Annotated in this window: 20 protein-coding genes and 1 pseudogene; 18 read left to right on the forward strand and 3 right to left on the reverse strand. The window is 64.9% G+C overall.

Annotated features, from left to right (window positions below; translation table 11 throughout):
- Positions 1-4: 4 nt before the first annotated feature.
- From AC1DFE_RS06710 to AC1DFE_RS06755, 10 genes are all read left to right on the forward strand, one after another.
- On the forward strand, positions 5-1,711 hold the full coding sequence (locus tag AC1DFE_RS06710) for a thiamine pyrophosphate-binding protein (RefSeq protein ID WP_476905158.1): 1,707 nt from the start codon (positions 5-7) through the stop codon (positions 1,709-1,711).
- A 199-nt stretch (positions 1,712-1,910) separates the two neighbouring features.
- Complete coding sequence (locus AC1DFE_RS06715; RefSeq protein ID WP_476905120.1) at positions 1,911-2,408, forward strand: MarR family winged helix-turn-helix transcriptional regulator; 498 nt, start codon at positions 1,911-1,913, stop codon at positions 2,406-2,408.
- A gap of 61 nt (positions 2,409-2,469) precedes the next feature.
- Positions 2,470-4,422, forward strand: a complete 1,953-nt coding sequence (locus AC1DFE_RS06720) for an MDR family MFS transporter (protein WP_476905159.1) — start codon at positions 2,470-2,472, stop codon at positions 4,420-4,422.
- 302 nt (positions 4,423-4,724) lie between these two features.
- Complete coding sequence (locus AC1DFE_RS06725; RefSeq protein WP_476905121.1) at positions 4,725-6,458, forward strand: ABC transporter ATP-binding protein; 1,734 nt, start codon at positions 4,725-4,727, stop codon at positions 6,456-6,458.
- Positions 6,455-8,524 (forward strand): ABC transporter ATP-binding protein, encoded by a 2,070-nt coding sequence (locus tag AC1DFE_RS06730; protein ID WP_476905122.1) that lies wholly within the window; start codon positions 6,455-6,457, stop codon positions 8,522-8,524. Before AC1DFE_RS06725 ends, AC1DFE_RS06730 begins: the two co-directional genes overlap by 4 nt.
- Before the next feature lie 59 nt (positions 8,525-8,583).
- Positions 8,584-9,012 carry an acyl-CoA thioesterase gene (locus AC1DFE_RS06735; RefSeq protein ID WP_476905123.1) on the forward strand — a complete coding sequence of 143 codons (429 nt, stop codon included), beginning with the start codon at positions 8,584-8,586 and terminating at the stop codon, positions 9,010-9,012.
- 2 nt (positions 9,013-9,014) lie between these two features.
- Positions 9,015-9,305 carry a hypothetical protein gene (locus tag AC1DFE_RS06740; protein WP_476905124.1) on the forward strand — a complete coding sequence of 97 codons (291 nt, stop codon included), beginning with the start codon at positions 9,015-9,017 and terminating at the stop codon, positions 9,303-9,305.
- Between the two features lie 54 nt (positions 9,306-9,359).
- Positions 9,360-11,591, forward strand: a complete 2,232-nt coding sequence (locus AC1DFE_RS06745; protein WP_476905125.1) for an McrB family protein — start codon at positions 9,360-9,362, stop codon at positions 11,589-11,591.
- A 127-nt stretch (positions 11,592-11,718) separates the two neighbouring features.
- Positions 11,719-12,915, forward strand: coding sequence for a 5-methylcytosine restriction system specificity protein McrC (locus AC1DFE_RS06750; protein ID WP_476905160.1), 1,197 nt, complete (start codon positions 11,719-11,721; stop codon positions 12,913-12,915).
- 305 nt (positions 12,916-13,220) lie between these two features.
- Positions 13,221-13,769 (forward strand): TetR/AcrR family transcriptional regulator, encoded by a 549-nt coding sequence (locus tag AC1DFE_RS06755; RefSeq protein ID WP_476905161.1) that lies wholly within the window; start codon positions 13,221-13,223, stop codon positions 13,767-13,769.
- A gap of 65 nt (positions 13,770-13,834) precedes the next feature.
- On the opposite strand, the gene AC1DFE_RS06760 is transcribed toward AC1DFE_RS06755, so the two are convergent.
- On the reverse strand, positions 13,835-15,526 hold the full coding sequence (locus tag AC1DFE_RS06760; protein ID WP_476905126.1) for a sensor histidine kinase: 1,692 nt from the start codon (positions 15,524-15,526) through the stop codon (positions 13,835-13,837).
- Between the two features lie 101 nt (positions 15,527-15,627).
- Between AC1DFE_RS06760 and AC1DFE_RS06765 the strand changes: the two genes are divergently transcribed.
- Positions 15,628-16,383: a response regulator transcription factor gene (locus AC1DFE_RS06765; RefSeq protein WP_476905127.1), complete on the forward strand. Its 756-nt coding sequence runs from the start codon at positions 15,628-15,630 to the stop codon at positions 16,381-16,383.
- A gap of 17 nt (positions 16,384-16,400) precedes the next feature.
- Here the strand turns inward: AC1DFE_RS06765 and AC1DFE_RS06770 are convergent, their stop codons facing one another.
- Positions 16,401-16,826 (reverse strand): very short patch repair endonuclease, encoded by a 426-nt coding sequence (locus AC1DFE_RS06770; RefSeq protein WP_476905128.1) that lies wholly within the window; start codon positions 16,824-16,826, stop codon positions 16,401-16,403.
- A gap of 26 nt (positions 16,827-16,852) precedes the next feature.
- Complete coding sequence (locus tag AC1DFE_RS06775) at positions 16,853-17,287, reverse strand: pyridoxamine 5'-phosphate oxidase family protein (RefSeq protein WP_476905129.1); 435 nt, start codon at positions 17,285-17,287, stop codon at positions 16,853-16,855.
- A 208-nt stretch (positions 17,288-17,495) separates the two neighbouring features.
- Between AC1DFE_RS06775 and AC1DFE_RS06780 the strand changes: the two genes are divergently transcribed.
- The 7 genes and pseudogenes from AC1DFE_RS06780 to AC1DFE_RS06810 all read left to right on the forward strand — a co-directional run bounded on the left by AC1DFE_RS06780 (position 17,496) and on the right by AC1DFE_RS06810 (position 24,443).
- The gene (locus tag AC1DFE_RS06780) at positions 17,496-19,256 is read left to right on the forward strand and encodes a purine-cytosine permease family protein (RefSeq protein ID WP_476905130.1); all 1,761 of its coding nucleotides are present in this window, start codon (positions 17,496-17,498) and stop codon (positions 19,254-19,256) included.
- A 207-nt stretch (positions 19,257-19,463) separates the two neighbouring features.
- Positions 19,464-20,138: a DUF6318 family protein gene (locus tag AC1DFE_RS06785; protein WP_476905131.1), complete on the forward strand. Its 675-nt coding sequence runs from the start codon at positions 19,464-19,466 to the stop codon at positions 20,136-20,138.
- A gap of 36 nt (positions 20,139-20,174) precedes the next feature.
- Positions 20,175-21,056 carry a hypothetical protein gene (locus tag AC1DFE_RS06790; RefSeq protein WP_476905132.1) on the forward strand — a complete coding sequence of 294 codons (882 nt, stop codon included), beginning with the start codon at positions 20,175-20,177 and terminating at the stop codon, positions 21,054-21,056.
- 217 nt (positions 21,057-21,273) lie between these two features.
- A pseudogene (locus AC1DFE_RS06795) lies at positions 21,274-21,867 on the forward strand (MDR/zinc-dependent alcohol dehydrogenase-like family protein).
- A 97-nt stretch (positions 21,868-21,964) separates the two neighbouring features.
- The gene (locus AC1DFE_RS06800) at positions 21,965-23,038 is read left to right on the forward strand and encodes an alkene reductase (protein ID WP_476905133.1); all 1,074 of its coding nucleotides are present in this window, start codon (positions 21,965-21,967) and stop codon (positions 23,036-23,038) included.
- A gap of 190 nt (positions 23,039-23,228) precedes the next feature.
- Positions 23,229-23,750 carry an alternate-type signal peptide domain-containing protein gene (locus tag AC1DFE_RS06805; RefSeq protein ID WP_476905134.1) on the forward strand — a complete coding sequence of 174 codons (522 nt, stop codon included), beginning with the start codon at positions 23,229-23,231 and terminating at the stop codon, positions 23,748-23,750.
- An 87-nt stretch (positions 23,751-23,837) separates the two neighbouring features.
- The gene (locus AC1DFE_RS06810) at positions 23,838-24,443 is read left to right on the forward strand and encodes a hypothetical protein (RefSeq protein WP_476905135.1); all 606 of its coding nucleotides are present in this window, start codon (positions 23,838-23,840) and stop codon (positions 24,441-24,443) included.
- The last annotated feature ends 85 nt before the right edge of the window (positions 24,444-24,528 follow it).

A 24,528-nucleotide genomic window follows, 5' to 3' on the forward strand; every position in this document is an offset into this window, starting at 1 on the left:
CGGCATCGACTCCGGCGCGGCGTCTGCTCCCGCAGGGGCAGGCGCCGGGCCCGGTGTCCGCAACGGCGGGGACCTCGTCGTCGAGACCCTGGAGGCGCTGGGCGCAAAGACGGTATTCGGCATTCCCGGCCAGCACGCACTGGGTCTCTTTGACGCGATGGGCCGGGGCAACCTGAAATTCGTATCCTCCCGTGTGGAGAACAACAGCGCCTTCGCTGCCGACGGCTACTCGCGGGCCACGGGAGAGGTGGGCGTGCTGTTCCTGTCCACCGGGCCGGGTGCGCTGACATCGCTCGCCGGGCTGCAGGAAGCCTACGCCACGGGTGTGCCCATGGTGGTTGTGGCCAGCCAAATCCCGCTCGAGGGCCTGGGCGCACGCCGGAAAGGCATGCTGCACCAGCTGGATGACCAGAAGGCGTCGGCCGCCAACGTCACCAAGAGCCAGCGCCTGATCCAGCACGCCTCAGGCATCCCGTCCGCCATCCAGGACGCCTGGACGGAGGCGATCTCCTCGCCGCAGGGCCCGGTATGGCTGGAAGTCCCGCAGAATGTGCTGCTGGACCCCATCCTGGTCCCGCCCGTTGAGGATGCGCTGGCAGAAGCAGCGGACAACCCGCCGCGCGTCGAGCTTGTCCGGGAAGCCGTGAAATGGCTGTCGACGGCGGAGCGTCCCGCCATCATCGCCGGCGGCGGAGCCCGCCGCGGCCGGGCGGAAAAATCGCTGCTGTCGATTGCGGAAAAACTCCGGGCACCCGTCATCTGCACGCCCGGCGGCAACGGGGCTTTCCCGTGGAACCATGAACTGTCGCTGCAGTCCTGGATCGAGGACCGCCACATGACGGACCTCCTGGAGGACGCCGACGTCCTGGTGGTCATCGGCTCCTCGCTGGGCGAGGTGACGTCCAACTACTTCACCTTCGAACCGCGCGGCAGGATCATCCAGATCGACGCCGAACCCCGCGTGCTGGAATCCAACCGGCCTGGCCTCGGGATACGCGCCGACGCCGGGCAGGCGCTCGCGGCACTCGACGCTTCACTGGTGGTGCCCTCCGACGCCCGGGCCGACTGGCACGGAACATCGCCGGAGGACCTCGTCCGGGAGTCGCTGGGCAAGGTCAAGGAACGGCTGGAATCGCAGGACCTGGCCAAGGAACTGAAGTTCATGGCCGACATCCGTGATGCTGTTCCGGCGGACATGCAGACGTTCTGGGACATGACCATCTCGGCGTACTGGGGCTGGAGCTGCTGGGACGCCCGCGAGGGCCAGTTCCACTCAGCCCAGGGTGCCGGTGGCCTGGGCTACGGGTTCCCGGCGGCGATCGGCGGTGCCGTGGGTCTGGAAACCGTGGGCAAGTCTGCGGCTTCGGCCCGCGTGCTCGCCGTCTCCGGCGACGGCTCAGCCATGTACTCCATCGCCGAACTCGCCACGGCCAAGCAGCACAACGTTCCGGTCACCTGGCTCATCGTGGACGACGGCGGCTACGGCATCCTGCGCGAATACATGGTGGGTGCCTTCGGCAAGGCCACGGCCACCGAACTCGCCCGGCCGGACTTCGTGAGGCTGGCCGAATCCTTCGGGGTTCCAGCCACCCGGGTCGCACCGGAAAACGTGGGGGACGCGCTCAAGGCGGGCTTCGCCGCGGACGGCCCAAACGTCGTCGTCGTCGAAACCCTGCTCAAGATGTTCGCCCCCACCCACCTGGACGCCTAAACCCCGCGCCCTTCCACGGACGCTCTTCCAGCGCGAACGGACCGTTGAGGCCCCATTTCCACAGGGATTTGGGGCCTCAACTGTCCGTTCGCGCTGCTGCGTTTAACGGGCCGGCTGCGCAGGTCCCCATATGCTTAGTTTCCAAAAGCAACCATTTACTGCTATAGTTGCCTAAGGCAAGCAGTAAGGGGCAATCATCATGGCAGTTGAGCCAAACACCGCGGCCGAACTCGTGCGCCAGATCTTCGATCTCCAGCGCGCGGTCCGGTGCGTGGCACTCTCCAACTCGCGCGGGCTGGAAGCAGGAATCGCGCTGCAGGGCGTTCTCCGGTTCGTGGGGGAGAAGGAATCCCGTGCCACGCACCTGGCCGCACGGCTGGGCGTGAGCGCTCCCGTCCTGAGCCGGCACATCGCAGAACTTGAGGAACACGGGCTGGTGCACCGCCGGCCGGACCCCGACGACGGCCGCGCCCAGCTGGTGGCCCTCACCGACACCGGCCGCGCCAAACTCGTCGAGATCGAGGAGCACCGCGTGGCCACGCTGCAGGAATTCCTGCAGGACTGGAGCCAGCAGGACGCGGAGGAGACGGCGAAAATACTGTGCAAACTCTCGGAATCCCTCCGGGAATCCGCCCGGGCAACGACGGCCGGCCCCATCGCAACCACTACCAAACGCAAGGAGCAGTTCATTGGCTAGCCACGCTGCCGTCTCCGGGACGGCCACGTCACGCCCCTCGGCCCACCCGCCGCAAGGTCCCATGTCGCACCGGCAGATCATGGAGGCCCTGACCGGGCTCCTGGCTGCCTTCTTCACCGCGATCCTCAGCAGCACCATTGTGGCCAACGCGCTGCCCACCATCATGTCCGAGCTCAAGGGCACGCAGACGGACTTCGCGTGGGTCATCACCGCAGCACTCCTGGCCAACGCGGCCACCACCCCGATCTGGGGCAAGCTCGCTGACCTGTTCGACAAGAAGGTCCTCGTCCAGCTCAGCATCGTGATCTTCGTTGCGGGGTCGGTGATGGCCGGCCTTTCCCAGACCATTCCCCTGCTGCTGACAGCCCGCGTTGTCCAGGGCATCGCCATGGGCGGCCTGACCGCGCTGGCCCAGGCGATCATCGGCTCCATGATCCCGCCCCGCGACCGCGGAAAGTATTCCGGCTACATGGGTGCAGTCATGGCCGTCGGCACGGCCGGCGGACCGCTGCTTGGCGGTTTCATCGTTGACAGCCCTCTTGGCTGGCGCTGGACGTTCTTCGTCTGCGTGCCGCTCGCCGTCGTCGCCCTGATCCTGCTCCAGATCACCCTCAAAATCCAGCACGTCAAGCGGTCTGCGAAGATCGACTGGCTCGGCTCCATCCTTCTGACCACCGGCGTCAGTCTCCTCCTCATCTGGGTGTCGTTCGCCGGCAACCCCGACTACTATGACTGGTGGTCGTGGCAGTCGGCACTGATGGTGGGTGGCGGCGTCGTGCTGCTGGCACTGCTCGTGGTGGTTGAATCCAAGGTTGAGCAGCCCATCATTCCGCTGAAGATCATCTCCGAGCGCACCACCGCCCTGGCCATCTGGGCTTCTGTGGCAGTGGGCGTGGCGATGTTTGGCTCCTCCACCTTCCTGGGCCAGTACTTCCAGGTGGCACGTGGTGCAACACCTACCGAGGCCGGACTCCTGACCCTGCCCATGATCGCCGGCAACCTGATCGGCTCCGTGGCTTCCGGGCAGCTGATCAGCCGGACCGGCAAATGGAAGCGTTACCTGGTCGCCGGCTCCGTGCTGCTGATCGGCGGTCTGGGCCTCGCCGGCACCATGGACCACACCACCGAACTGTGGCAGTCCGGAATCTTCACGGCAATCCTGGGCCTCGGGCTCGGCATGCTCATGCAGAACCTCGTCCTCGCCGTGCAGAACACCGTCAGCGCCAGCGACATCGGCACCGCCAGTGCTTCCGTGGCCTTCTTCCGCTCCGTGGGCGGCGCGATCGGCGTGTCCGTGCTGGGCGCGATCATGAGCAACCGGGTCAAGGAACTGGCGACCCAGGGCCTTGCCGACGCCGGCATCAAGGCAGGCTCCGGCTCGTCCGGTGCCAGCCTCGACCTGGCCGACATGCCCGCCCCGATCCGGGACATCATGCGGGCGGCCTACGGCGATGCTACGGCCGAGATCTTCCTGATTGCCGGCGTCATTGCGGTGGTTGCCCTCATCGCCGTGCTCCTGATCAAGGAACAGCCGCTGCGACGGACCGTTGACATCCGTCCGGAGGCTGCTGCCGACTCCACGCCAGCGGCCGCTGAGTATGCCGACGACGACCTCGAGCGTGAGTTCGCCGAGGTCCTGACCCGCCAGCTGGCCGACGACGCCAAGGCGCCCTCCTACCTGGCGGGCCGGCAGCAGACCCCAGAGCCCGTACTGCCGATGAACGAACCGCCGGCACGCGCACGCACCCTGCTGGCTGAGCTGCACAACAAGCCTTCGGACCTGGTGCCGCTCATCCAGGAAACGCAGGGGCTTCTCGCGGAGCAGCAGCTCCAGCTGACCAGTGCCCTGAATGCCGTGGCCCGGCAGGCCGAGCAGCTTCGGATCATCGCGCAGGAGCAGGCCCGGGTCAGCGACGAACTGAAGGCGCTAAGCCGCCGGCTCGCCAAGGAACGCAAGCTCCAGAGCGCCGCCGCGCACTACATCGCCTCGCACGGCAAGCACCGCGGCGAGTAGCTGACGTACGACTGGAGTTTTTGTCCAGATAATGGCCGCTAAGCCCCCATTTGGGGCCGATATCTGGACAAAAACTCCGGTCAGGCGGGCAGGGAGTACGACGGCGGGACCTCCTTGGGTGCCCAGTGTCCGTCCGGGCTTCCGGTAGGCACGTGTGAGCCGGCATCGTCCCTTGGGATGATCTTCGCCGGCGACGTTCCACAGGGGCAACAGATTTCGTAGAGTTGGAAGGCTTGGGCTGTCAGTCCTGTCTGTTATTACTTCTCTTAACTAATTCGCGCTCTCCCGAAGGATCCGTGAGCATGCTCGTCACCCTCATACGGCGTTACTCCAAACCGTATTTGCCGTACATCCTAGCTGTCATCGCCTTCCAGTTGGCGTCCACCATTGCGGCCCTCTACCTGCCCAGCCTCAACGCCCAGATCATTGACGAAGGCGTTTCCCGGGGCGACACCGATTTCATCTGGCGTACCGGGGCGGTCATGCTCCTTGTGGCACTTGTCCAGGTGGGCGCCGCCATTGCCGGCGTGTACTTCGGCTCGAGGACAGCCATGGCGGTGGGCCGCGACCTCCGTCGCGGCGTTTTCCGCAAGGTAACCAGCTTCTCGGCCAAGGACGTCAACGCGTTTGGCGCACCTACCCTGATCACCCGCGGCACGAACGACGTCCAGCAGGTCCAGATGCTGGTGCTGATGGGCCTGAACTTTATGGTGTCCACGCCGATCATGTGCATCGGCGGCATCATCATGGCCCTGCGCGAGGACATCAACCTCTCCTGGCTGGTCTGGGTCTCTGTCCCCATCCTGGTCGTGGTGGTTGGCTACATCGTGGTGCGCCTGATGCCGCTGTTCCGCTCCATGCAGAAGAAGATCGACCGCATCAATGAGGTCCTGCGCGAGCAGATCATCGGCATCCGGGTGGTCCGGGCTTTCGTCAGGGAACCCTATGAGACGGAGCGCTTCGGCCAGGCCAACAAGGAACTGACTGATGTGTCGCTCAAGATCGGCGCGCTGTTCGTCCTGATGTTCCCTGCCATTGGCATGATCCTGCACCTGTCCACCGCGGCCGTGCTCTGGTTCGGCGGGCAGCGGGTGGACTCGGGCGACATGCAGGTCGGCTCACTCACCGCATTCCTGCAGTACCTGCTCCAGATCCTCATGGCAGTGATGATGGGCACCTTCATGGCCATGATGATTCCGCGCGCGTCCGTCTGCGCAGACCGCATCGGCGAGGTGCTCGACGTCGAACCGTCAATCCACGACCCCCAGCACCCGGTCATGCCGCGACAGCTGGAGGGCGTGGTGGAGTACCGAAACGTCACGTTCGCCTACCCTGGCGCCGAGGCCCCGGTCCTGAGCAACATCAGCTTTACGGCCCGGCCCGGGGAGACTGTGGCGATCATCGGCTCCACCGGCGCCGGGAAGACGTCCCTGCTGTCTTTGCTGCCGCGCCTCTACGACGTGGCCGACGGCGAAGTCCTCCTCGACGGGGTTCCCGTCAGCGAGCTGGACCGTGCGGAGATCACCAAGCGCGTTGCCCTCGTTCCGCAGCGGCCCTACCTGTTCTCCGGCACCATCGAGCACAACCTTCGCTTCGGAAAGCCGGAAGCCACCGACGACGAACTCTGGGACGCCCTGCATGTGGCCCAGGGTGACAATTTCGTAAAGGAGAAGAAAGCCGGTCTCGAATCCCGGATCGCCCAGGGCGGCACCAACGTGTCCGGCGGCCAGCGCCAGCGCCTGTGCATCGCGCGTGCCCTGGTCACCAGGCCCAAGGTCTACCTGTTCGACGATTCGTTCTCCGCGCTGGACGTCGCCACCGACGCCCGGCTGCGTGCAGCTCTCAAGCGCAACACCGCCGACGCCACAGTCATCATCGTTGCCCAGCGCATCTCCACCATCACGGAAGCGGACCAGATCCTGGTGCTGGACAACGGCAGGATCGTGGACCGCGGCACGCACGAGGAACTCCTCGAAACGTCGCCCACCTACCAGGAAATCGTTGAGTCCCAGCTGAGCGTGGAGGAAGTGGCATGAGCGCCGACAAGAAGGGCAGCAGCCGGAATCCCGCCGGGAGCTCCACGAAGGCTCAAGCAGCAGACGAGGCCGCTGTCCTGGCGGACGACGAGTTCGTCGAGGAGGAGTTCAAGCCGGGCGAGGCCGACGGCGGCATGTTCGGTGCGATGCCCGCCAAGAAGGCGCAGCATTTCCTGCCTTCCGCCAAGCGGCTCATGGGCCTGCTGAAACCGGAAGCCGCCGGCATCTACGTCGTGGTGGGCATGGTGATCATCTCGGTGATCCTCAACGTCATTGCCCCGAAGGTGCTGGGCCAGGCCATGGACGTCATCTTCGGCGGCGTGGTGGGCAAGCAGCTGCCGGCCGGCGTCAGCAAGGACCAGTTCGTGGAGGGGCTGCGGGCGCAGGGCCAGAACAACTTCGCGGACATGATTTCGCGGATGCAGCTCGTGCCCGGAACCGGCATCGACTTCCAGAAGCTGACCGTCCTGATTTCAGCCGTGCTGCTGATGTACTTCGTGGCCAACATCTTCCTCTGGCTCCAGGGCTACGTCCTCAACAGGATCGTCATGAAGGTCATCCGGCAGCTCCGCGACGACACGGAAAAGAAGCTCAACCGGCTGCCGCTGAACTACTTCGACACCCGCCAGCGCGGTGACGTGTTGTCCCGGGTGACCAATGACGTCGACAACGTCCAGCAGGCGCTGCAGCAGGCGTTCGCGCAGCTCATCAGCTCGCTGCTGACCGTGCTCGGCATCGTCATCATGATGTTCATCGTCTCCTGGCAGTTGGCCCTGATCGCCCTCATCGCGCTGCCGCTGTCAGGTGCCGCCGCCGGCGTGATCGGCGCGCGCAGCCAGAAGCTGTTCGCAGCGCAGTGGAAGAACACCGGTGAGCTGAACGGCCAGATCGAGGAATCCTTCTCCGGTCATGACCTGGTGCGGGTCTTCGGCCGCGATGCCGACATGCTGGAGCGCTTCGAGGAGCGCAACGAGGCCCTGTACAAGGCCAGCTTCGGCGCGCAGTTCGTGTCCGGCATCATCTTCCCCGCGATGCAGTTCGTGTCCTACCTCAGCTACGTCGGCATTGCGGTCGTGGGCGGCCTGAGGGTCGCGTCGGGCAGCATGAGCCTGGGCGACGCCACGGCCTTCATCCAGTACTCGCGCGAGTTCACCCAGCCGCTGGGGCAGATGGCGGGCATGGCCAACATGCTGCAGTCCGGTGTGGCCTCAGCCGAGCGCGTGTTCGAGTTCCTGGACGCCGACGAACAGGACGCCGAGACCGCCACGCAGCACCTGCCGGCCAAGACCGACGGCCACGTGGAGTTCCGCGACGTCACGTTCAGCTACACCCCTGACAAGCCGCTGATCGAAAACCTGTCCTTCACCGCGGAGCCGGGGCACACTGTGGCCATCGTTGGACCCACCGGCGCGGGCAAGACCACGCTGGTGAACCTGGTCATGCGCTTCTATGAGCTCAACTCCGGCGCCATCACGCTCGACGGCGTGGACGTCACCCAGCTGAGCCGGGCCGAGCTGCGCTCCAAGGTTGGCATGGTGCTGCAGGATGCCTGGCTGTTCGGCGGCTCCATCTACGACAACATACGGTACGGCAAGCTGGACGCCACCGAGGACCAGGTCATGGCGGCGGCCAAGGCCACGTTCGTTGACCGGTTCGTCCGGGCGCTGCCCGACGGCTATGACACCGTCATCGACGAGGAGGGCAACAACGTCAGCGCCGGTGAAAAGCAGCTCATCACCATCGCCCGTGCCTTCGTAGCCAACCCGTCGCTGCTCATCCTCGACGAGGCAACCAGTTCGGTGGACACCCGTACGGAACTGCTGGTGCAGAAGGCCATGGCCGCACTGCGCACGGACCGGACCAGCTTCGTCATCGCGCACCGCCTGTCGACGATCCGGGACGCCGACACCATCCTGGTCATGGAGAACGGCAAGATCGTGGAACAGGGCAACCACCAGACCCTCCTCGCCGCCGAAGGCGCCTACTACCGGCTGTACATGTCGCAGTTCGCCGGCGCGGATGCGGAGGAGACGCCCGTGGACGATTCGACGGCGGTGCACAGCTGACCGGCACCCACCCCGGAGGCGGCCACCCGGACCCCCGGCGCATTGAGGTTCTCGTGCCCATGCGCTGGGGGGATATGGACGCCTATGGGCATATCAACAACGTGGAGATCGTCCGCATGCTGGAGGAGGCGCGCATCGCCGCGTTCGGTCCGCCCGCCGGTGCCGGGCTGCCCGGGATCGATCCCCACGTCTCGTTGTTCAACGACGTTCCCAAAGGCACCATGGCGCTGGTGGTGGACCACCGGATCCGGTACGTGAAGACCCTCGAGTACCGCAACGTTCCGGCGGCGGTCAAGGTATGGGTCGGCGCCGTCAAGGGCGCGAGCTTCGACATTCACTACCTTGTGCAGGATCCGGTAACTGGCGACGATTGTGTGAAGGCCTCAAGCCATCTGGCCTTCGTCGACGAGGCTACCGGACGGGTATTGCGGCTGACCCCGAAGCAGAAGCAGCTGCTGGAGCCCTTCATCGAGCGCAAGGAGCATTGACCGTGGGAACGAAGCACATGGGAACGTGGAACCCGGGAACGAAAAAAGCAGGATGGAAGAAGAACAGGTCCTGGAAGGAACTTCCGCCTGCTGCCCGCATCGGCACCATTGCGATTGGAGCCGCGCAGTTGGCCTTCCTCGCCGCGGCCCAGCGCGACCTTTCGCGCCGGCCCGACGAGCAAATCCGCGGCCCCAAGATGTTCTGGCGGCTGGCCACCCTGGTCAACTTCATCGGCCCGGGCTGCTATTTCGCCTTCGGCCGGAAGCGGTTGCCCGCTGTTACCCGGAAGTAGCTTTGCCTGCGGCCATGGTGCTTGCGTTCAGGTTAACCCTGTAAATTTGAACGCATGACCCCCGCCCCAAAGCCTGCCATGCACCGCGCCCTCGGAATCTCCAAAGAGATCGAAGACGCCGCGTGGTTCGTGCTCGGTGCCGGGCTGCAGGGCAGGCCGTCGGCGCTGGACGGCCGCACCCAGACGTGGACGGCGGAGGCCGCGGCGGAACTGCTGGAACGGCTTGAACGGGGAGTCGCGGACGCCAAGGCGCCCATGATGACCAACCTGCGGCACAACCTGGCGGACGCGTCCCCCTCGGCGAAGCAGCTGGCCGTGGAGCTCCTCTTCCTGCAGTCGCTCCCGCTCGCGCACGAGGTCAAGTCGCTCAAGGTCAAGCGCGCCCGGGTGGCCGAAGCGGCGTCCTGGCTGGAGCCGCCGCTCGAGCTGCCGGACGAGCTGTACCAGGGCATGACCGACCACGGGGTCATCCGCGACCGAACTGCCGAGTTTAACTGGACCATCTGGGACCACCTGAAGTGGCTGTGCCGGTTCGTGCATTACATCGACCGGCAGTCCACTGCCGTCATCAGCGAGGCGCTGAAGGATCCGCTCGCCTTCCACCTGCTGGCAGCCGGCACGCCGGAGGACCAGCCCGCCATCCGGCGCAGCATCGAATACCTCGCCTGGCCCAGCTATTTCGAGCCGGTGGTGGCCGACATCGAACGCCAGGAGATCAGGGACGCCTTCGCCTCCCTCGTCGGCGGGGCCAAGGGGGACAGCGAGGAAGAAATCACCGCTGACATCCGCCGCATCCGCCTGCACCTGGATGAGCAGGCCGGCCAGCGCATCGACTGGTACTCCCGGCAGCTGGTGAGCCAGTGGCGGAAGGTCGGGGACCCGGGCCGGCGCGCATGGCTGCTGCGCACCCACCACGACAACGCCGAGCTCCTTGCTGCCTGGCAGGCGGACGAGAAGGTAACGCTCGACGTCGAACACCTCCGCCTGCTCGACCCCGGCGTTACCGCCGGGCTGGTCCAGCACGCCGTCGACGAGGACTACAAGCACCTCGGCTATGTGGAACGCGAGGACACCAAGACCGCCGTCTTCGCCTTCCTGACCGTCATGAAACCGGGCGACCTCGCCCTGTACCAGAGTGCCGGTGCCGTCCGGATCGGCGTCGTGCTGGGGGAGCCGGACCACAACGGGGACAACCGGCGGATGCGCCGCAAGGTGCGCTGGTTCGACGAAGCCCACGCCGTGACCGACCTGCCGCGGCACATCCAGCGCCAGCTGGCTACCCCGGGCATCGTCGTCGACGTCACCCGGGTGGTGCAGGCCGTGCAGGCACTGCTGCCCGCCGAAGCGGAAACAGAGCCCGACGCCGATGCGTCACCGGCCACTGTCGCCCTCCCCGTGCTGGGCGGCTTCCGCCCGCTCACGCGCGAGTTCGCGGACTCCCTGCACATGGAGGTGGAGCCGCTGCAGGAGATCGCCGACCTGCTGGAGGAGAACCGGCAGCTGGTGCTGTACGGCCCGCCGGGAACCGGCAAGACCTACCTTGCCAAGCACCTTGCCGCCGAGCTGGCGCAAGACAGCACCGACGAGCGCGTGAAGCTCGTCCAATTCCACCCTTCCTACGCCTACGAGGACTTCTTTGAGGGGTACCGGCCGGACAAGACCGACGAGGGCCAGGTCTCCTTCAAGCTCGTGGCCGGGCCGCTGCGCCGGCTCGCGGAGGAAGCAGCGAAACCGGGCAACGAGTCCAAGCCGTACTTCCTGATCATCGACGAGATGAACCGCGCCAACCTGGCCAAGGTGTTCGGCGAGCTTTACTTCCTGCTGGAATACCGCGATGACAGGATCTACCTGCAGTACAGCCCCAACGAGCCGTTCACGCTCCCGGACAACCTATACATCATCGGCACCATGAACACGGCGGACCGTTCCATCGCGATGATGGACGCCGCGATCCGCCGCCGCTTCGCCTTCATCGAACTGCACCCGCAGACCGAGCCGGTGAGAGGGTCGCTGCTGCGGTTCCTTGAGGCGCGGCGCCTGGACACCACGCCCGCGCTGCTGCTGGACGCGCTCAATCAGGCCATCGACGAATGGGACCGTGACCTCATGATCGGGCCGTCCTACTTCATGAAGAAGGCAGCCCAGACCCCCGCCGGGCTGCGCCGGATCTGGAAGTACGAGCTCATGCCGCTGCTGGAGGAGCACTACCACGGGCAGTTAAACCGGGCCCAGCTGGAGGAGCGCTTCGGGCTGGACCAGCTGCTGGGACGCCTTGCGACTCGCTAGCCCCGCCGGTTCCACCGTGTCTGGCGGTTCGGCCATGGCCGCCGGTTCCGCCCGCCCGGCTGCCGCTGCAGGGGCCACTGCCCGCGGCAGCCGGGGCTCCGCCCCGGCACGGCGGCGGCACATCGTCCTGGATGAGCTGTCCGGCGGCACCGTGGAGAAGCTCGACGCCGGAAGCGCCGCCTTCCTGAACTCGAGCGGCCTGGCCAGGGCAACGCCGATGGGGATGGGACTCTTCCGGATCGAACCCGTCGGCAAAGTAGGCTCCGTGCGGACTCCGCTGGTGCAGCTCGACGTGCGGCCAAAGGACCGCCTCGGGCTGCGCCGCCTGCTCTTCCTGCTGAGCTACGCCAGGGACCAGGGCTTCCGGGAGGACACGGTCGCAGCGGACGAGGATGCCGAGCTGTGGAGCGCCCTGGCAGCGTCGCTGGTGCAGCTCGCCGAACGTGCCCTGCAGCGCGGCGTCATGCAGGGGTACGTCACCGTCGACGAGTCGCTCCGCACGGTCAAGGGCCGCATCCGCATCTCGGACCAGATATCGCGCCGGCCGGGGATGCTCGTGCCGCTTGAGGTGTCCTACGACGAGTTCACCGAGGACGTCCCGGAAAACCGCATCCTGCGCGCCGCCCTCGACCGGATGTCCCGCGTTCCGGGCGTGCGCCCGGACGTGCTGAGCGGCCTGCGGCAGCTGAAGGGCAAGCTCGACGGCGTCACCCGCCTCCACGCCGGCGCTCCACTTCCGCCATGGACGGCCAACCGGATGAACCTCCGCTACCACGCGGTCCTGCGGCTGTCCGAGGTGATCCTGCGCAATGCTTCCGCGGAGGCGGGGGAGGGCAAGCAGCAGACGGCGTCGTTCGTCGTCGACATGGGCAAGGTCTTTGAGGATTTCGTCGGCGTGGCGCTGCGTCGGGCCATGGCGGCCTTTCCCGGTGAGATGAGGCTGCAGTACAACGCGATGCTGAATGAAGCGGTCCGGGATTCGGACCGGCTGACCGTGCGGCCCGACGCCGTTCATCTGCTGGGCGGCCGTCCGGTGGTGGTATACGACGCCCAGTACCGGGCGGGCACCGACCAGGGCGCGTCGCTCTCGGCGGACCATTTCCAGATGCTGGCCTACTGCACCGCACTGCGCGTGCCCACGGCCTGGCTGGTCTACGCCGGGGCGGGTGAGATGAAGCTGCGGCGGATCCTGAACACTGACATCGACATCGTCGAGTTTCCGCTGGATCTTTCGCGGCCGCCGTCGGAAATCCTTGCAGCGGTTGCCGACCTGGCGGAGCAGTCGTGGGGTGAAGTGGTGCGGCAGGCGAGCCTCGGCCGCTAATCCTGGGCCTCGGGGGCCGAGCCCCCACGCGGGCCGGGGCGTTGGCCCCAAGCGGGCCGGGGCGTTGGCCCGAAAAACTGCACCGACCTGCAAGAACAAGAATGCAAGACAGACAGGTCTGTCTTGCATTCTGCGATAGACTGTTCCTAATGGCAGAGGTACCCAGCTCCGAGCAGTGGAGCGCCGGGAGAGAACCTTCCGGAGGGCTTCAAACTGGACTGCAGCCGGCCGCCACGCCGGGTGTCCCGCTCACATCGGGAGGCCGGACGTTTGGCGAGGAGATTGCGGCGTCCGGTGCTGCCAGAATGCACGAACGGATCGTCAGCGCGGCCTATGACCTCTTCGCCCGGCGCGGGGTCCGGGACGTTGGAATCAACGAACTCATCAGCAGCTCCGGCGTCGCCAAGGCCACGTTCTACCGCCACTTCGCTTCCAAGGACGAACTCGTGCTCGCGTTCCTCGAAAAGCGCGACCAGGTGTGGACGGTCAACACTATTATGGGGGAGGCCCGGCGCAGGGCCGAGACCCCCGACCAGCAGCTCCTCGCCATCTTCGACGTGTTCTCCGACTGGTTCCACCGCACGGATTTTGAGGCGTGCTCCTTCATCAACGTGCTGCTGGAGATGGGCGCCTCGCACCCGCTGGGACGGGCCAGCATCGATTACCTCGCCAAGATCCGCGGCCACGTAAAGCAGCTCGCGGACGCGGCCGGGCTGCAGCGGACCGACGACTTCTCCCGCTCCTGGCACATCCTCATGAAGGGGTCCATCATCTCAGCAGCCGAAGGCGACCTGGACGCGGCCCAGCGCGCCCGCCAGCTGGCCGGCTGGCTGATCGAGAACCACCGGGCGTAACCGGCTGCCCGGCCAAACGGCAATTGCCGGGTCCGGCGGCACGGCGCAAGCCGGGGCCACGACAGTCAGTTCCGGACCGGCACGGCAAACGTGAAGGTGGTGCCTTTCCCCACTTCGCTGCGGAGGAAGACGCGGCCTCCGTGGGCCTCCACAATGGCCTTGCTGATGGACAGCCCCAGTCCGACGCCGGGAATCGTTGAGTTGCGCACGGCTGCGGACCGGAAGAACTTGGCGAACACTTCTTCCTGGTCCTGCTGGCTCATCCCCATTCCTGTGTCGCTCACGCTGCACACCATGTGGCCGTCCTCGGACCGCAGAGACACCATCACGTCGCCGCCGTCGGGCGAGTATTTGATGGCGTTCGACACGAGGTTGTCCAGCACCTGGGAGATGCGCGCGGCATCGATGTGGGCCTCAAGCCTGTCCGGGGCATCGGAGCGCAGGCGGATGCCCGATTCTGCCGCCCGCGGCAGGGCGGCCGTGACGCTGGTGCGCACCAGTTCCGCCACGTTGACAGCCTCCGGGGTGACGAGCAGTTGGCCGTTGCGGCTGGACAGCAGATCCGAGACCAGGGTCAGCAGCCGTTCCGAGTTCCGTCGGATGATTTCCAGCGGGCCACGCTGGGTGTCGGTGAGATCGTCGTCGTCGTCCAGCAGAAGCTCGACGTAGCCCAGGATGGAGGTTAGTGGCGTGCGGAATTCGTGGGAGACGTTGGAGACGAAATCGTCCTTGGCCGCCAGGGCGTTCACCAGCTCGGTGACGTCGCTGAACACGATGACGGAGCCAGCGAAATTTCCGTCCGGGTCCTTCATGGGCCTCGCACTGGTGGAAATGGCACGTTGTTCGGCGCCCGCTCCGAGCCACACGAGGTAGTCCGTGAATTCCTCGCCGAGGACCGCGCGCCGGACGGGCCGCTGGTCGACGGGAACCAGAGTGGTCCGGTCGGCGGAGTACACCAGCAGCTGGGACTCGTTGGGGTCGTCGATGGTGGGCGGCGTCGCCAGGAGGTGATGCTTGCGCTGCTTGCGGTTCATCAGGATGTCATGGCCCTGGGCATCGACGGCGAGGACACCCAGGTGCACCGTGTCCAGGACCGTGTTCAGCAACCGTTCCTGGCGCTTGCTGCCGGTCAGCACGCCTCGGAGCTGGGAGTCCTTTTCCTCGAGGTCCCGCTGCTGCTCCTCGAGGTCCCGTTGCTGCCGGACCATGCTGAGCGTCATGACGGACACGGTGACGCCGATGCCCAGCATCATCACCGGCAGCAGGAAGGAACGCGCCAGGTCCTGGCCGGAGACAGCGCCGCGGAGAAACAGCGGAACCCAGATGATGCCCAAGGGGCCGAAGAAGGACATTGCCACCGCCGCTTTGGGGAACAGCCCGGAAGCGCAGAGCCAGATAACCGGAAATACGGCCATGAGGCTGAGCCCCGTCAGGCTGTCCTGGCCGCCCTCCCTGCCCAGGGAGATCGACACCAGATCCAGGAGGGGGATCAGCAGGAAAGACGGATAGGGCAGCCGGTGCCATGGCACGGCGTAGCAGAGGATCAGTATGGCCGCCTGTGACAGCAGGAAGCTGATGAAGAGAGGATCGAGCAGCGTGCCAGGAAAAAAGGCCAGGATGAGAAGGGCTGTGATTCCTGCCGTCACGGCAAGCGGCATCTGGCTCAGCATCACCCTGCCCCGCAGCGAGTATTCGTGGAAAGGCCGCCGGAAGAGCAGGATCCGGCCGGAGGAGCCTTTCCAGGCGATACTGCTCATGGGTGCTGGTCCATCAGGACGTGGCGTGAGAAACGCATAGGAGCAGGATATCCGCCGCGAGCTATACTGCAGACGGGATGTAGCGGGCTGAGGGGGCTGCGATGGGTGATACACGCGTGGGATTGGTCATCGAGGATGATCACGACATTCGCGAATTGGTACGCGTTGTTCTGACGCAGGCCGGCTTTGAGGTGCGCGCCGCGAGCAGCGGTGCCGAGGGCGTTCTTGCCGCCAAGGAACTGGACCCGGCGGTCATCACGCTCGACCTCGGCCTGCCCGACATTGACGGCTTCGAAGTCGCCCGGCAGATCCGCCAGTTCTCCGACGCTTACATCGTCATGCTCACCGCGCGGGCAGAGGAGCTGGACACCCTGATCGGCCTCGAGTCGGGCGCGGACGACTACCTCACCAAGCCGTTCCGTCCGCGCGAGCTGCGTGCCCGCGTCGCGGCCATGATGCGGCGCCCGCGTTCGACGCCGGATCTCGCCGAAGAGGCCGGCTCACCTGCCGTCGCCGCGAACGAGGGGCGGAAGTACAGTCATAACGGCCTTGATCTGAGTTACGAATCCAGGACTGTGGCCGTGGACGGCCAGGAATTGAGCCTGACGCGCACCGAGTTCGACCTGCTGCACGCCCTGCTGGAGGCCGGCCGCATGGTCCGTACCAAAGCGGATCTGGTGCGCCGGCTGCGGGACGAACCGTACGACGTCGGAAGTTACATCAGCGAGGCGGACGAGCGGTCCGTTGAGGTGCACATGGGCAACCTCCGCAAGAAGCTTGGCGATTCGGCACAGAACCCGCGCTGGCTGCAGACCGTCCGCGGCGTGGGCTACCGGTTGGCGCCTGCCGAGAGCTGAGATGCGCCTCCTCTAAGTCAGCCGGCCGCGAGGAACAGCTCGAGCTGCTTCTCCACGGACGACAGGTCCCTGAGTTCGCACTCCCACACCGTGAGCACCTCCCAGCCGTCGTTTTCGAGCTGACGGCACTGGCTGGCGTCGCGGTCGCGCGTGCGGGTGCGCTTCGTTTCCCAGAACTCGGCGTTGGCCTTGGGGGAGTGCTGGCCGACCCTGCAGTCGTGGAAATGCCAGAAGCAGCCGTTGACGAAGATGACCTTGCGCCGTCCGGCGAAGACGAGATCCGGGTTGCCGGGTAGCTTAACGCCGCGGGAGGCGCCGTGCAGGCGGTACCGGTAGCCCTTGGCGTGCAGGAGGCGGCGGACCAGCAGCTCGGGCTTGGTGTTTTTGCCCCGGATGCGGGACATGTTCCAGCTGCGCTGCTCAGGGGTCAGCCGGTCGGCCATGCTTCCAGTCTAGGCCGGCGGCGCTGCTAGAAATCGTGCTCCGGTTGCTCGCCAAACTGGAAGTGGCGGCCACTCACGGAATCGGGATCGATCTCCACGTAGAAGTCCTTCAGTGTGGGCACCCAGGAGGCGAGCCCCAGCTCTTCGGCCTCGGCAATCTCTGCTGACTTGCTCAGGACCCGCGCTGTGCCACGGAGCACTACTGACCACGCCTGGTCCGACATGATGCCGTCCGCCTCGAACAGGACCTTGTCGTTGATGGTCACCTGGGCGAGCTTGTTGCCGGGTGCCGTGCGGAAGTACAGCTTCCTCCGGCTGGTCACGTAGTTAACGGGGAAGATGTCCGTCTCGCCCGCCACGGTGACCACGAGGCGGCCGTGCTTGGTGCCCTCAATAAGCTGCCAGCATTGTTCTTCGTCGAGGACCAAGATGGGATCGCCGTCGGCATGGTTGAACATCATGTGCTCCATTCTTCTACGGCTTGTAGAAAAACGATAGGGGTATGGACAGATTTTCGCAGTGACCGCCGTTCTGCGCCACGGGCGCGGGTGCCGTATGACCAGCCTGTTGGGTTTCTTTACACCGCTGTAATGCGGCCGGAACCGTACTGTCGCACGGTGTGACTAGCGTCGGCGAAGAAGACAAACCGGTGACGAAAGCGGATGCCTCATGACGAACGACCTGAAGGACAGCGAACTGTCGGATAGCTCGGGCGGGGGTGCCGCCGTCGGCCGTGCCGCCGTCGGGCTTCAGACCAAACGGCCGCGGGCGTCCGGCAACGGGGCGACAGGTAACCCGGATGCCATGAGCGCCACGAAGGAGAGCCTGGAGGACTATACCCTCAGGTTCGCGCCGCGTTCCTACCGCAAATGGAGTGCTGGCGTGGTGGCGACGAGCGCGTTGGGAGGAATTGCCTACCTGGCCGATTTCTCCATTGGAGCGAATATTGGGATTGCCAATGGAACGGTGAATGCGATTCTCGGAATCGTCGTAGCCGCCGTAATTATCTTTGCCACGGGTTTTCCTCTTGCCTATTATGCTGCCCGCTACAACATTGATTTGGACCTGATTACTCGCGGTTCCGGGTTTGGGTATTACGGTTCCGTGGTGACGAACGTGATCTTTGCGACCTTCACGTTTATCTTCTTTGCGCTGGAAGGGTCGATCATGGCGCAGGGCCTCGAACTGGGGCTGGGCATCCCGCAATGGTTGGGTTACGCCGCGTCGACGATCATCATCATTCCACTGGTCATTTACGGGATGAACACCCTCGCCAAACTCCAGGTCTGGACTACGCCGCTTTGGCTGCTCCTCATGGTGGTTCCGGTTGGCTACCTCCTGATGTCCCACCCTGGCAGCATCGATGATTTCTTCGCCTACGCCGGGGATTCCGGTGCGGCGGGCACCAATCTGGCGTCGGTCATGCTGGCCGCCGGCGTCTGCCTGTCACTGATGGCGCAGATCGCGGAGCAGATCGACTATCTGCGCTTCATGCCGCCCAAAACCGCAGACAATAGCGGTGCATGGTGGCGTGCCGTTATTCTCGCCGGGCCGGGGTGGGTTCTATTCGGAGCGATCAAGCAGATCGTGGGCATGTTCATCGCCGTCTATCTGATCGCCAAGGTGGATCCCGCGGCCTCGGCTACAGCGAATGAGCCGGTGCACCAGTTCCTGGGCGTCTACGAGGAGATGATGCCAGCATGGCTGGCGATGAGCCTGGCCGTGGTGCTGGTGGTCATTTCGCAGATCAAGATCAACGTCACCAACGCGTATTCCGGCTCGCTGGCGTGGACCAACAGCTTCACCCGCGTGACCAAGACCTACCCCGGCCGCATGGTGTTCGTGGCGGTGAACCTGCTGATTGCGCTGGTCCTGATGGAAGCCAACATGTTCGACTTCCTCAATACGATCCTGGGCTTTTATGCCAACTGCGCCATGGCCTGGGTGGTCACGGTAGCCTCGGACATCGCCATCAACAAATACCTGCTGAAGATCTCTCCCAAGGCCCCTGAATTTCGGCGCGGGATGCTGCACGCCGTGAATCCGGTGGGATTTGTGTCCATGCTGGTTTCTGCCGGGGTGTCGATCGCAGTCTTCTTCGGCGCCTTTGGTTCCGTAATCCAGCCGTACTCGCCGATTTTCGCTGTTGGGCTGGCGCTCGTCCTGCCGCCGGTTCTGGCGGTCCTGACCAAGGGCAGGTACTACCTGCGGCGTACGGACGACGGCATCGACCTGCCCATCTTCGACGCCGACGGGAACCCCAGCGACGCAAAGCTGCTGTGCCACGTGACCGGGATTGAGTTCGAACGCCCGGACATGGTTCGCTCTGCGCAGGACGGGCCCGACGGCGAACCCAAGTATGTTTCGTCGCTCGCTTTGTCGACGGATAGGACGGGGGAGTTGGTCCTGCCGGCGCAGCCCTGGCGGTAGAGGTGTGTGGCGCCCCGGGGGCGCCATGACCGGGACTCAAGCGGGTTCGGTGAGATTCTCACCGGACCCGCTTTGTGTTGTGCTGTGGGGCCACTCGAGCGCTGGTTTTGCCTGTGGATAACTTTGAGCCGAAAGATGTGATCTCGGTTACCCTTTAACCATTGTTCGGACACAGATGTCTTGAAACCTATCCGGGGGGATTAGCGCATGACTTCTCGTACCTGCCTTTCTGAACGCCTCCGGCCGCCTGTGATCTTCACCGTCGCTGTGTCCGTCATTGTGCTCACTGGTTGCAGCGGTGGAGGTGAGCCCCAGGCCGGTCCGACTGCCTCGCCCGTCGCGTCGCCAGCACAGTCCGCTTCGGCATCTGCCACCCCGAACGCCACCGCCACGCCCAAACCGACCCCCGTGTACAAGCCGGCCGACGCCAAGGGAAAGGCGCAGAACGTACCGGTGCCGGTCAAGCCCGCCTTGGCGGACAAGAATACGAAGGAGGGGCTGGAGGCATTTGCCAAATACTGGTATGCCCTGCTGAATTACGGCTTTGAGACGGGTGACCTGTCGCCAATAAGGTCCGTTACGGGGGTTTCGTGCGCAATGTGCGGCAAGATTTTTCCCGGAGTTGTGAAGTGGAATTCGAGTGGTAGATGGGTTGAAGGCGCCTCAATAAAGGTGCAGGCTGCCCAGTCAAAATTTGTTGAAGTGCTCCCCGGTCAGTTCCAGGTCGTCATTCAGTCTGAGCAAGAAGCCGGAACGCTTCGAAACGCGGATGGCTCTGTCGGCCAGAAAGTAACGCCATCCGGGGTGCTGGGCGACCTGATGATCGCCGAATACGTGAAGGGTAAGTGGCATGCCCTCAATGTAGACCGACTTGGTGGTTAGTCCGTGCCATCCCATTGGAAGCAATTTGTTGCTGGAATGCTCTCCGCGTTCATCGCCACCTCGGCGCCAGCGATTGCAAATGCGAACGAGGGAGGTTCGGATCTCTCGTGGAACGACAGCGGGATAGGCGTGTGGCGGTATGATCCCGGTGCTGGCGGCTGGCTTGATATGCCGCAGTCGCTGCCAGAAGACCCGAAAGCCTACAAGTTCGAGTATTTATGCCTGGATGACGGCAAAAACAACTTTGACATAGGGTGTCTGGCGGCCTCAATCAAGTGCACCCGCGGCAAGGATGGACGCCCAGTACGTTGGTATGAGTCGCTGAAGCTAGTTAGCCCCCCAGTCTGGAGTCCGATTCGCCCCGACCGGTGTGTCTATACCGAGGACCCAGGTGACGTACTCGGCAGGATCGCCGCCCAGATCCAGCGTCGTTTCGAGCAACTTCCTGTCAATGCAGGCACCCTCGGAATTCAGCCGCGGCCCCACACACTGAGGGGCGCCGAGACCAACATCTACGCCGAATCATCGGCACAGGCCTTTGACGTGACAATGCTTGGGCAGAAGATCCACATCATCGCCAAGCCTGTCCAGTACCGCTGGGACTACGGCGACGGGATATCGCTCGGCCCCACGACCACCATGGGCGGCCCGCTCCCGCAGGACCGGTGGGGTGAGAAAACGCGGACCAGCCACGCCTACGCTGCGACGGGCGACTTCGATGTCGTTCTCACCACGTACTTCCAGGGAACCTACTCAGTGAACGGAGGTCCGGACCTTCCCATTCCAAACCAAGGCCAATTCAGTTCTCCGGCTCAGACGGTGAGCGTTTGGCGTTCGGTCACGCGCAATTACGCCGACGATTGCAACACCAATCCACACGGTGAAGGCTGCCCGGGCGCTGCTCCGGGGAATCGCTAGAACAGCGCCGGCGCGCTATGCCCGCAGCTCTCGATCCATCCGTGCCATCTTGGCGCGCAGCAATTCAAAGCGCGGACCACCCGTGCCGAGCACCCGCTCAACCACAGCAGCAGCTGCGGAGTCGGCACCACCCATGTCGGTCGAGCACCACCGCAGGATGGGCCTTCCCACTCCGGTATATGAACTGCAGCCATCCCACCACTGAAAGGGGCACGCCTTGAAAGCTGCACGGTCTCACAGCCAGGTGGCCTGCGCATCGAGGGCGTACAGGAGCCGCAGTTGCGGCCCGGGGCGGTCAAGATCGCGGTTGCCTGGTGCGGGATCTGCGGGACCGACCTCCACGAGTTCCTCGAGGTCCCCATATTCATCCCCTCACCGGGCCATGGACACCCACTCGTCGCCGAGCTGACCGCTGCGTGCAAGGAGAAGTCGGTCTCATCCGGAGTCGCTGACCACGCCATTGTCCCCAGTGAACAGGATGTGAAGGCACGCGTGCTGGAACTGACCAGCGGAACCGGCGCTGATGATGCCTTCGAAATGTGCCGGCGGGAAGCGATCTTAGCGGCACCATCGCCTACGAGGGGGATCATGGGGCGGCCATCCGGCTGGTCAGGACGGAAAGGTGGACCTGAAACCGTTCATCACCGGACGGATAGCTCTGGAGGACCTCGTCTGCAAGGGATTCCATACGCTGATCAACCACATCGACACCGCGGTCAAAATCTCGTTCACCCCTAAGGTGATGGGGCCGGCAACAACTGAAAGTCCGACGGCGGCACTCAACTTGGGTGCGCCGTCGGCCGTTGCCTGAGGTGCTTCGGGCTGGTGAACTCCGCCACACTCGGAATAGTTGCACACGCGCGGCAGTTACAGCTGATGAACCTGATGTCCTCTGAAAGGAACTCCGCATGCTGTTTTCCCCGCTGACTCTCGGCGAGCACGAACTTTCCAACCGGCTCGTCATGGCGCCCTTGACCCGTCTCCGCACCGGCCAGGAAGGCGTCCCCGGACCGCTCGTGGTGGAGCACTACCGCCAGCGCGCGTCTCTCGGCCTGATCGTAAGCGAAGGAACGTACCCCACGCCGGCGGGCCGTTCCTACCCGGGGCAGCCCGGGCTGGTGACCGCCGAGCAGATTGCGGGCTGGAAGAAGGTCACCGACGCCGTCCACGCTGAGGGAGGCCGAATCTTTGCCCAGGTCATGCATGGCGGCCGCGTCTCGCACGAGGACATCAATGGCGGCCACCGCGTCGTGGCCCCCAGCGCCATCGCTGTGGAAGGTGAAACGCGGACCTACAACGGCAAGCAGCCGCACCCGGTCCCTCACGAGCTCTCCATCGACGAGCTGCCTATCGTCCGCGAAGAAATCGTCACGGCGTCGCGCAACGCGATTGAGGCCGGGTTCGACGGCGTCGAGCTGCACTCCGCCAACGGTTACCTTCTCCACGAATTCCTGGCGCCAAACACGAACGTCCGCACCGACAGCTACGGCGGTTCGCCAGAGAACCGCGCCCGCTTCGTCATCGAGACGGTGAACGCCGTCGTGGAGGCGCTCGGCGCCAACCGCGTTGGCATCCGGATCTCGCCCGAACACAACGTCCAGGGCATCGAGGAAACCGATGCAGCCGACGTCCGGGCCACCTACGAGGTTCTGGTTGACTCCATCGCGCCGCTGGATCTGGCCTACCTGAGCATCCTGCATGCCGACCCGACCGGCGAGCTGGTGCAGGATCTGCGGGCGCGCTTCAACGGCCCGTTCCTGGTCAACACCGGCTTCGGCGTCATCACAACGCGCGAGGAAGCATTGGCGCTCGTGGCTGACGGCCACGCGGACGCCGTCGTTGTGGGCCGTCCGGCCATCGCCAACCCGGACCTCGCGCGTCGGTGGCGCGAGGGCCTGCCGCTGAACGAACCGGACCAGTCCACGTTCTATGGCGAGGGCGCGAAGGGGTACACCGACTACCCGGTGTACCAGCCGGCCTAACTACCCGGCTGCTCCATCGAGCTCCCTAGATAGTCAAGGAACCGCCCGTTTGCCGGGCGGTTCCTTTGGCTTTAACCGGCGTTTTTTCTTGAGTGAATCTTGACTCTTTGCCGCATGGAGTCCTGAGTTTGCCCCGGCATTGTTCTTTTCAGAAGGACAATCACTCAGCATTCACCCGAAGGGTCTCACCATGAAGAACAGCGCACTGATCAAGGGAACCGCCGCCATCGCCGTTGGTGCCGCACTGCTGCTGGGCGGCGGCGGCACCCTCGCCTCCTGGAACGCCGCCGCTTCAGGCACTCCCGGCACCGTCATCGCCGGCGACCTGAACGTCGCGGCCGCCAATGGCGTCTGGAAGGACCACGCTGGCACCACGATCACCAACATCGCCAACTACAGGGTGGTCCCGGGAGACCAGCTGACCTACACCCAGGTCCTCGATGTGACCCTGACCGGTGACAAGATGGCCGCCACCGTCGCTGCGACGGGTGCCATCCCGGCGAACGGATTCACCCCGGCAAACGTGGTGGTCACCGCGCCCGCACTGACCGTGGGCGGCACTGCGGTTAGCAACCCGCTGACGAGCTCCCAGACAGTCACCGCCACCCTCACCTTCGAGTTCAAGTCCGCCACCACGGGCCGTTCGGACGTGAATGCGACGTACAACTTCAACAACGTGTCCTTCACCCTGAACCAGATCGCGCCCGCGTAACCGCTTGCCTAAGGCGCTTCCGGCCGCCGCTCAGGGCGGCCGGAAGTTCAAACGTCAGCAATAGTCGAATGAGGGTAAGGAGGAGCCATGGGCATCCCGCGCAGCCTGCGGGCAGCGGCACTTGTTGCCGCGGCAGTGGCCCTGGGCCTCCTGACCGTTCAGGGCAGCTACGCTCTCTGGGCCGTCGCGGCCTCCGCGACCCCCGGAACAGTAACCTCCGCCGCATTCGACGTCGTCCTCACCGGTACGCCATCCGGCCAGGTCACCACCATGACGCAGGTTGGGGGACAGCCGGCAAACTTGGCGCTCACCACCCAGTCGGCTGCCCTCAGCGCGCTGACGCCCGGCAGCGCGGTCTACTCCAGCATTACCGCCACCAATAATTCCGACGCCGGCGGCCAGTTCAACGTCAGCGTCACCGCGGGCACGCCGCTACTCGCCAATGTTGCTGGAGGCAACCTGGCCGCGTACCTGACCGTCAGCCCCAAGTCCGCGACTAGCGCGGGCGCCTGCGGCACAACGGGCTATACCGGCCCGACGCCAGTGGCAGTCCCTAAGTCGGCCAGCACAACGCTGTGCTTCGAAGTCAGGCTCGCCGCCAACGCTCCCGCCACCGTGAAAGGACAATCTGTGAGCATCACCATTCCCCTCACTGCAACGCAGCTCTGCGGGGTGCCCAGTGGCTGCGCCTAGCATTCTTCCGACGGCAGACGCGGCTGTTGGCCGCCCTGCTGACGGCACGGATCCACGCCGCAAGCCTGTCCGGTGGTTCGCGGCG

The sequence above is a fragment of the Arthrobacter sp. 05T423 genome (genome assembly GCF_056396245.1).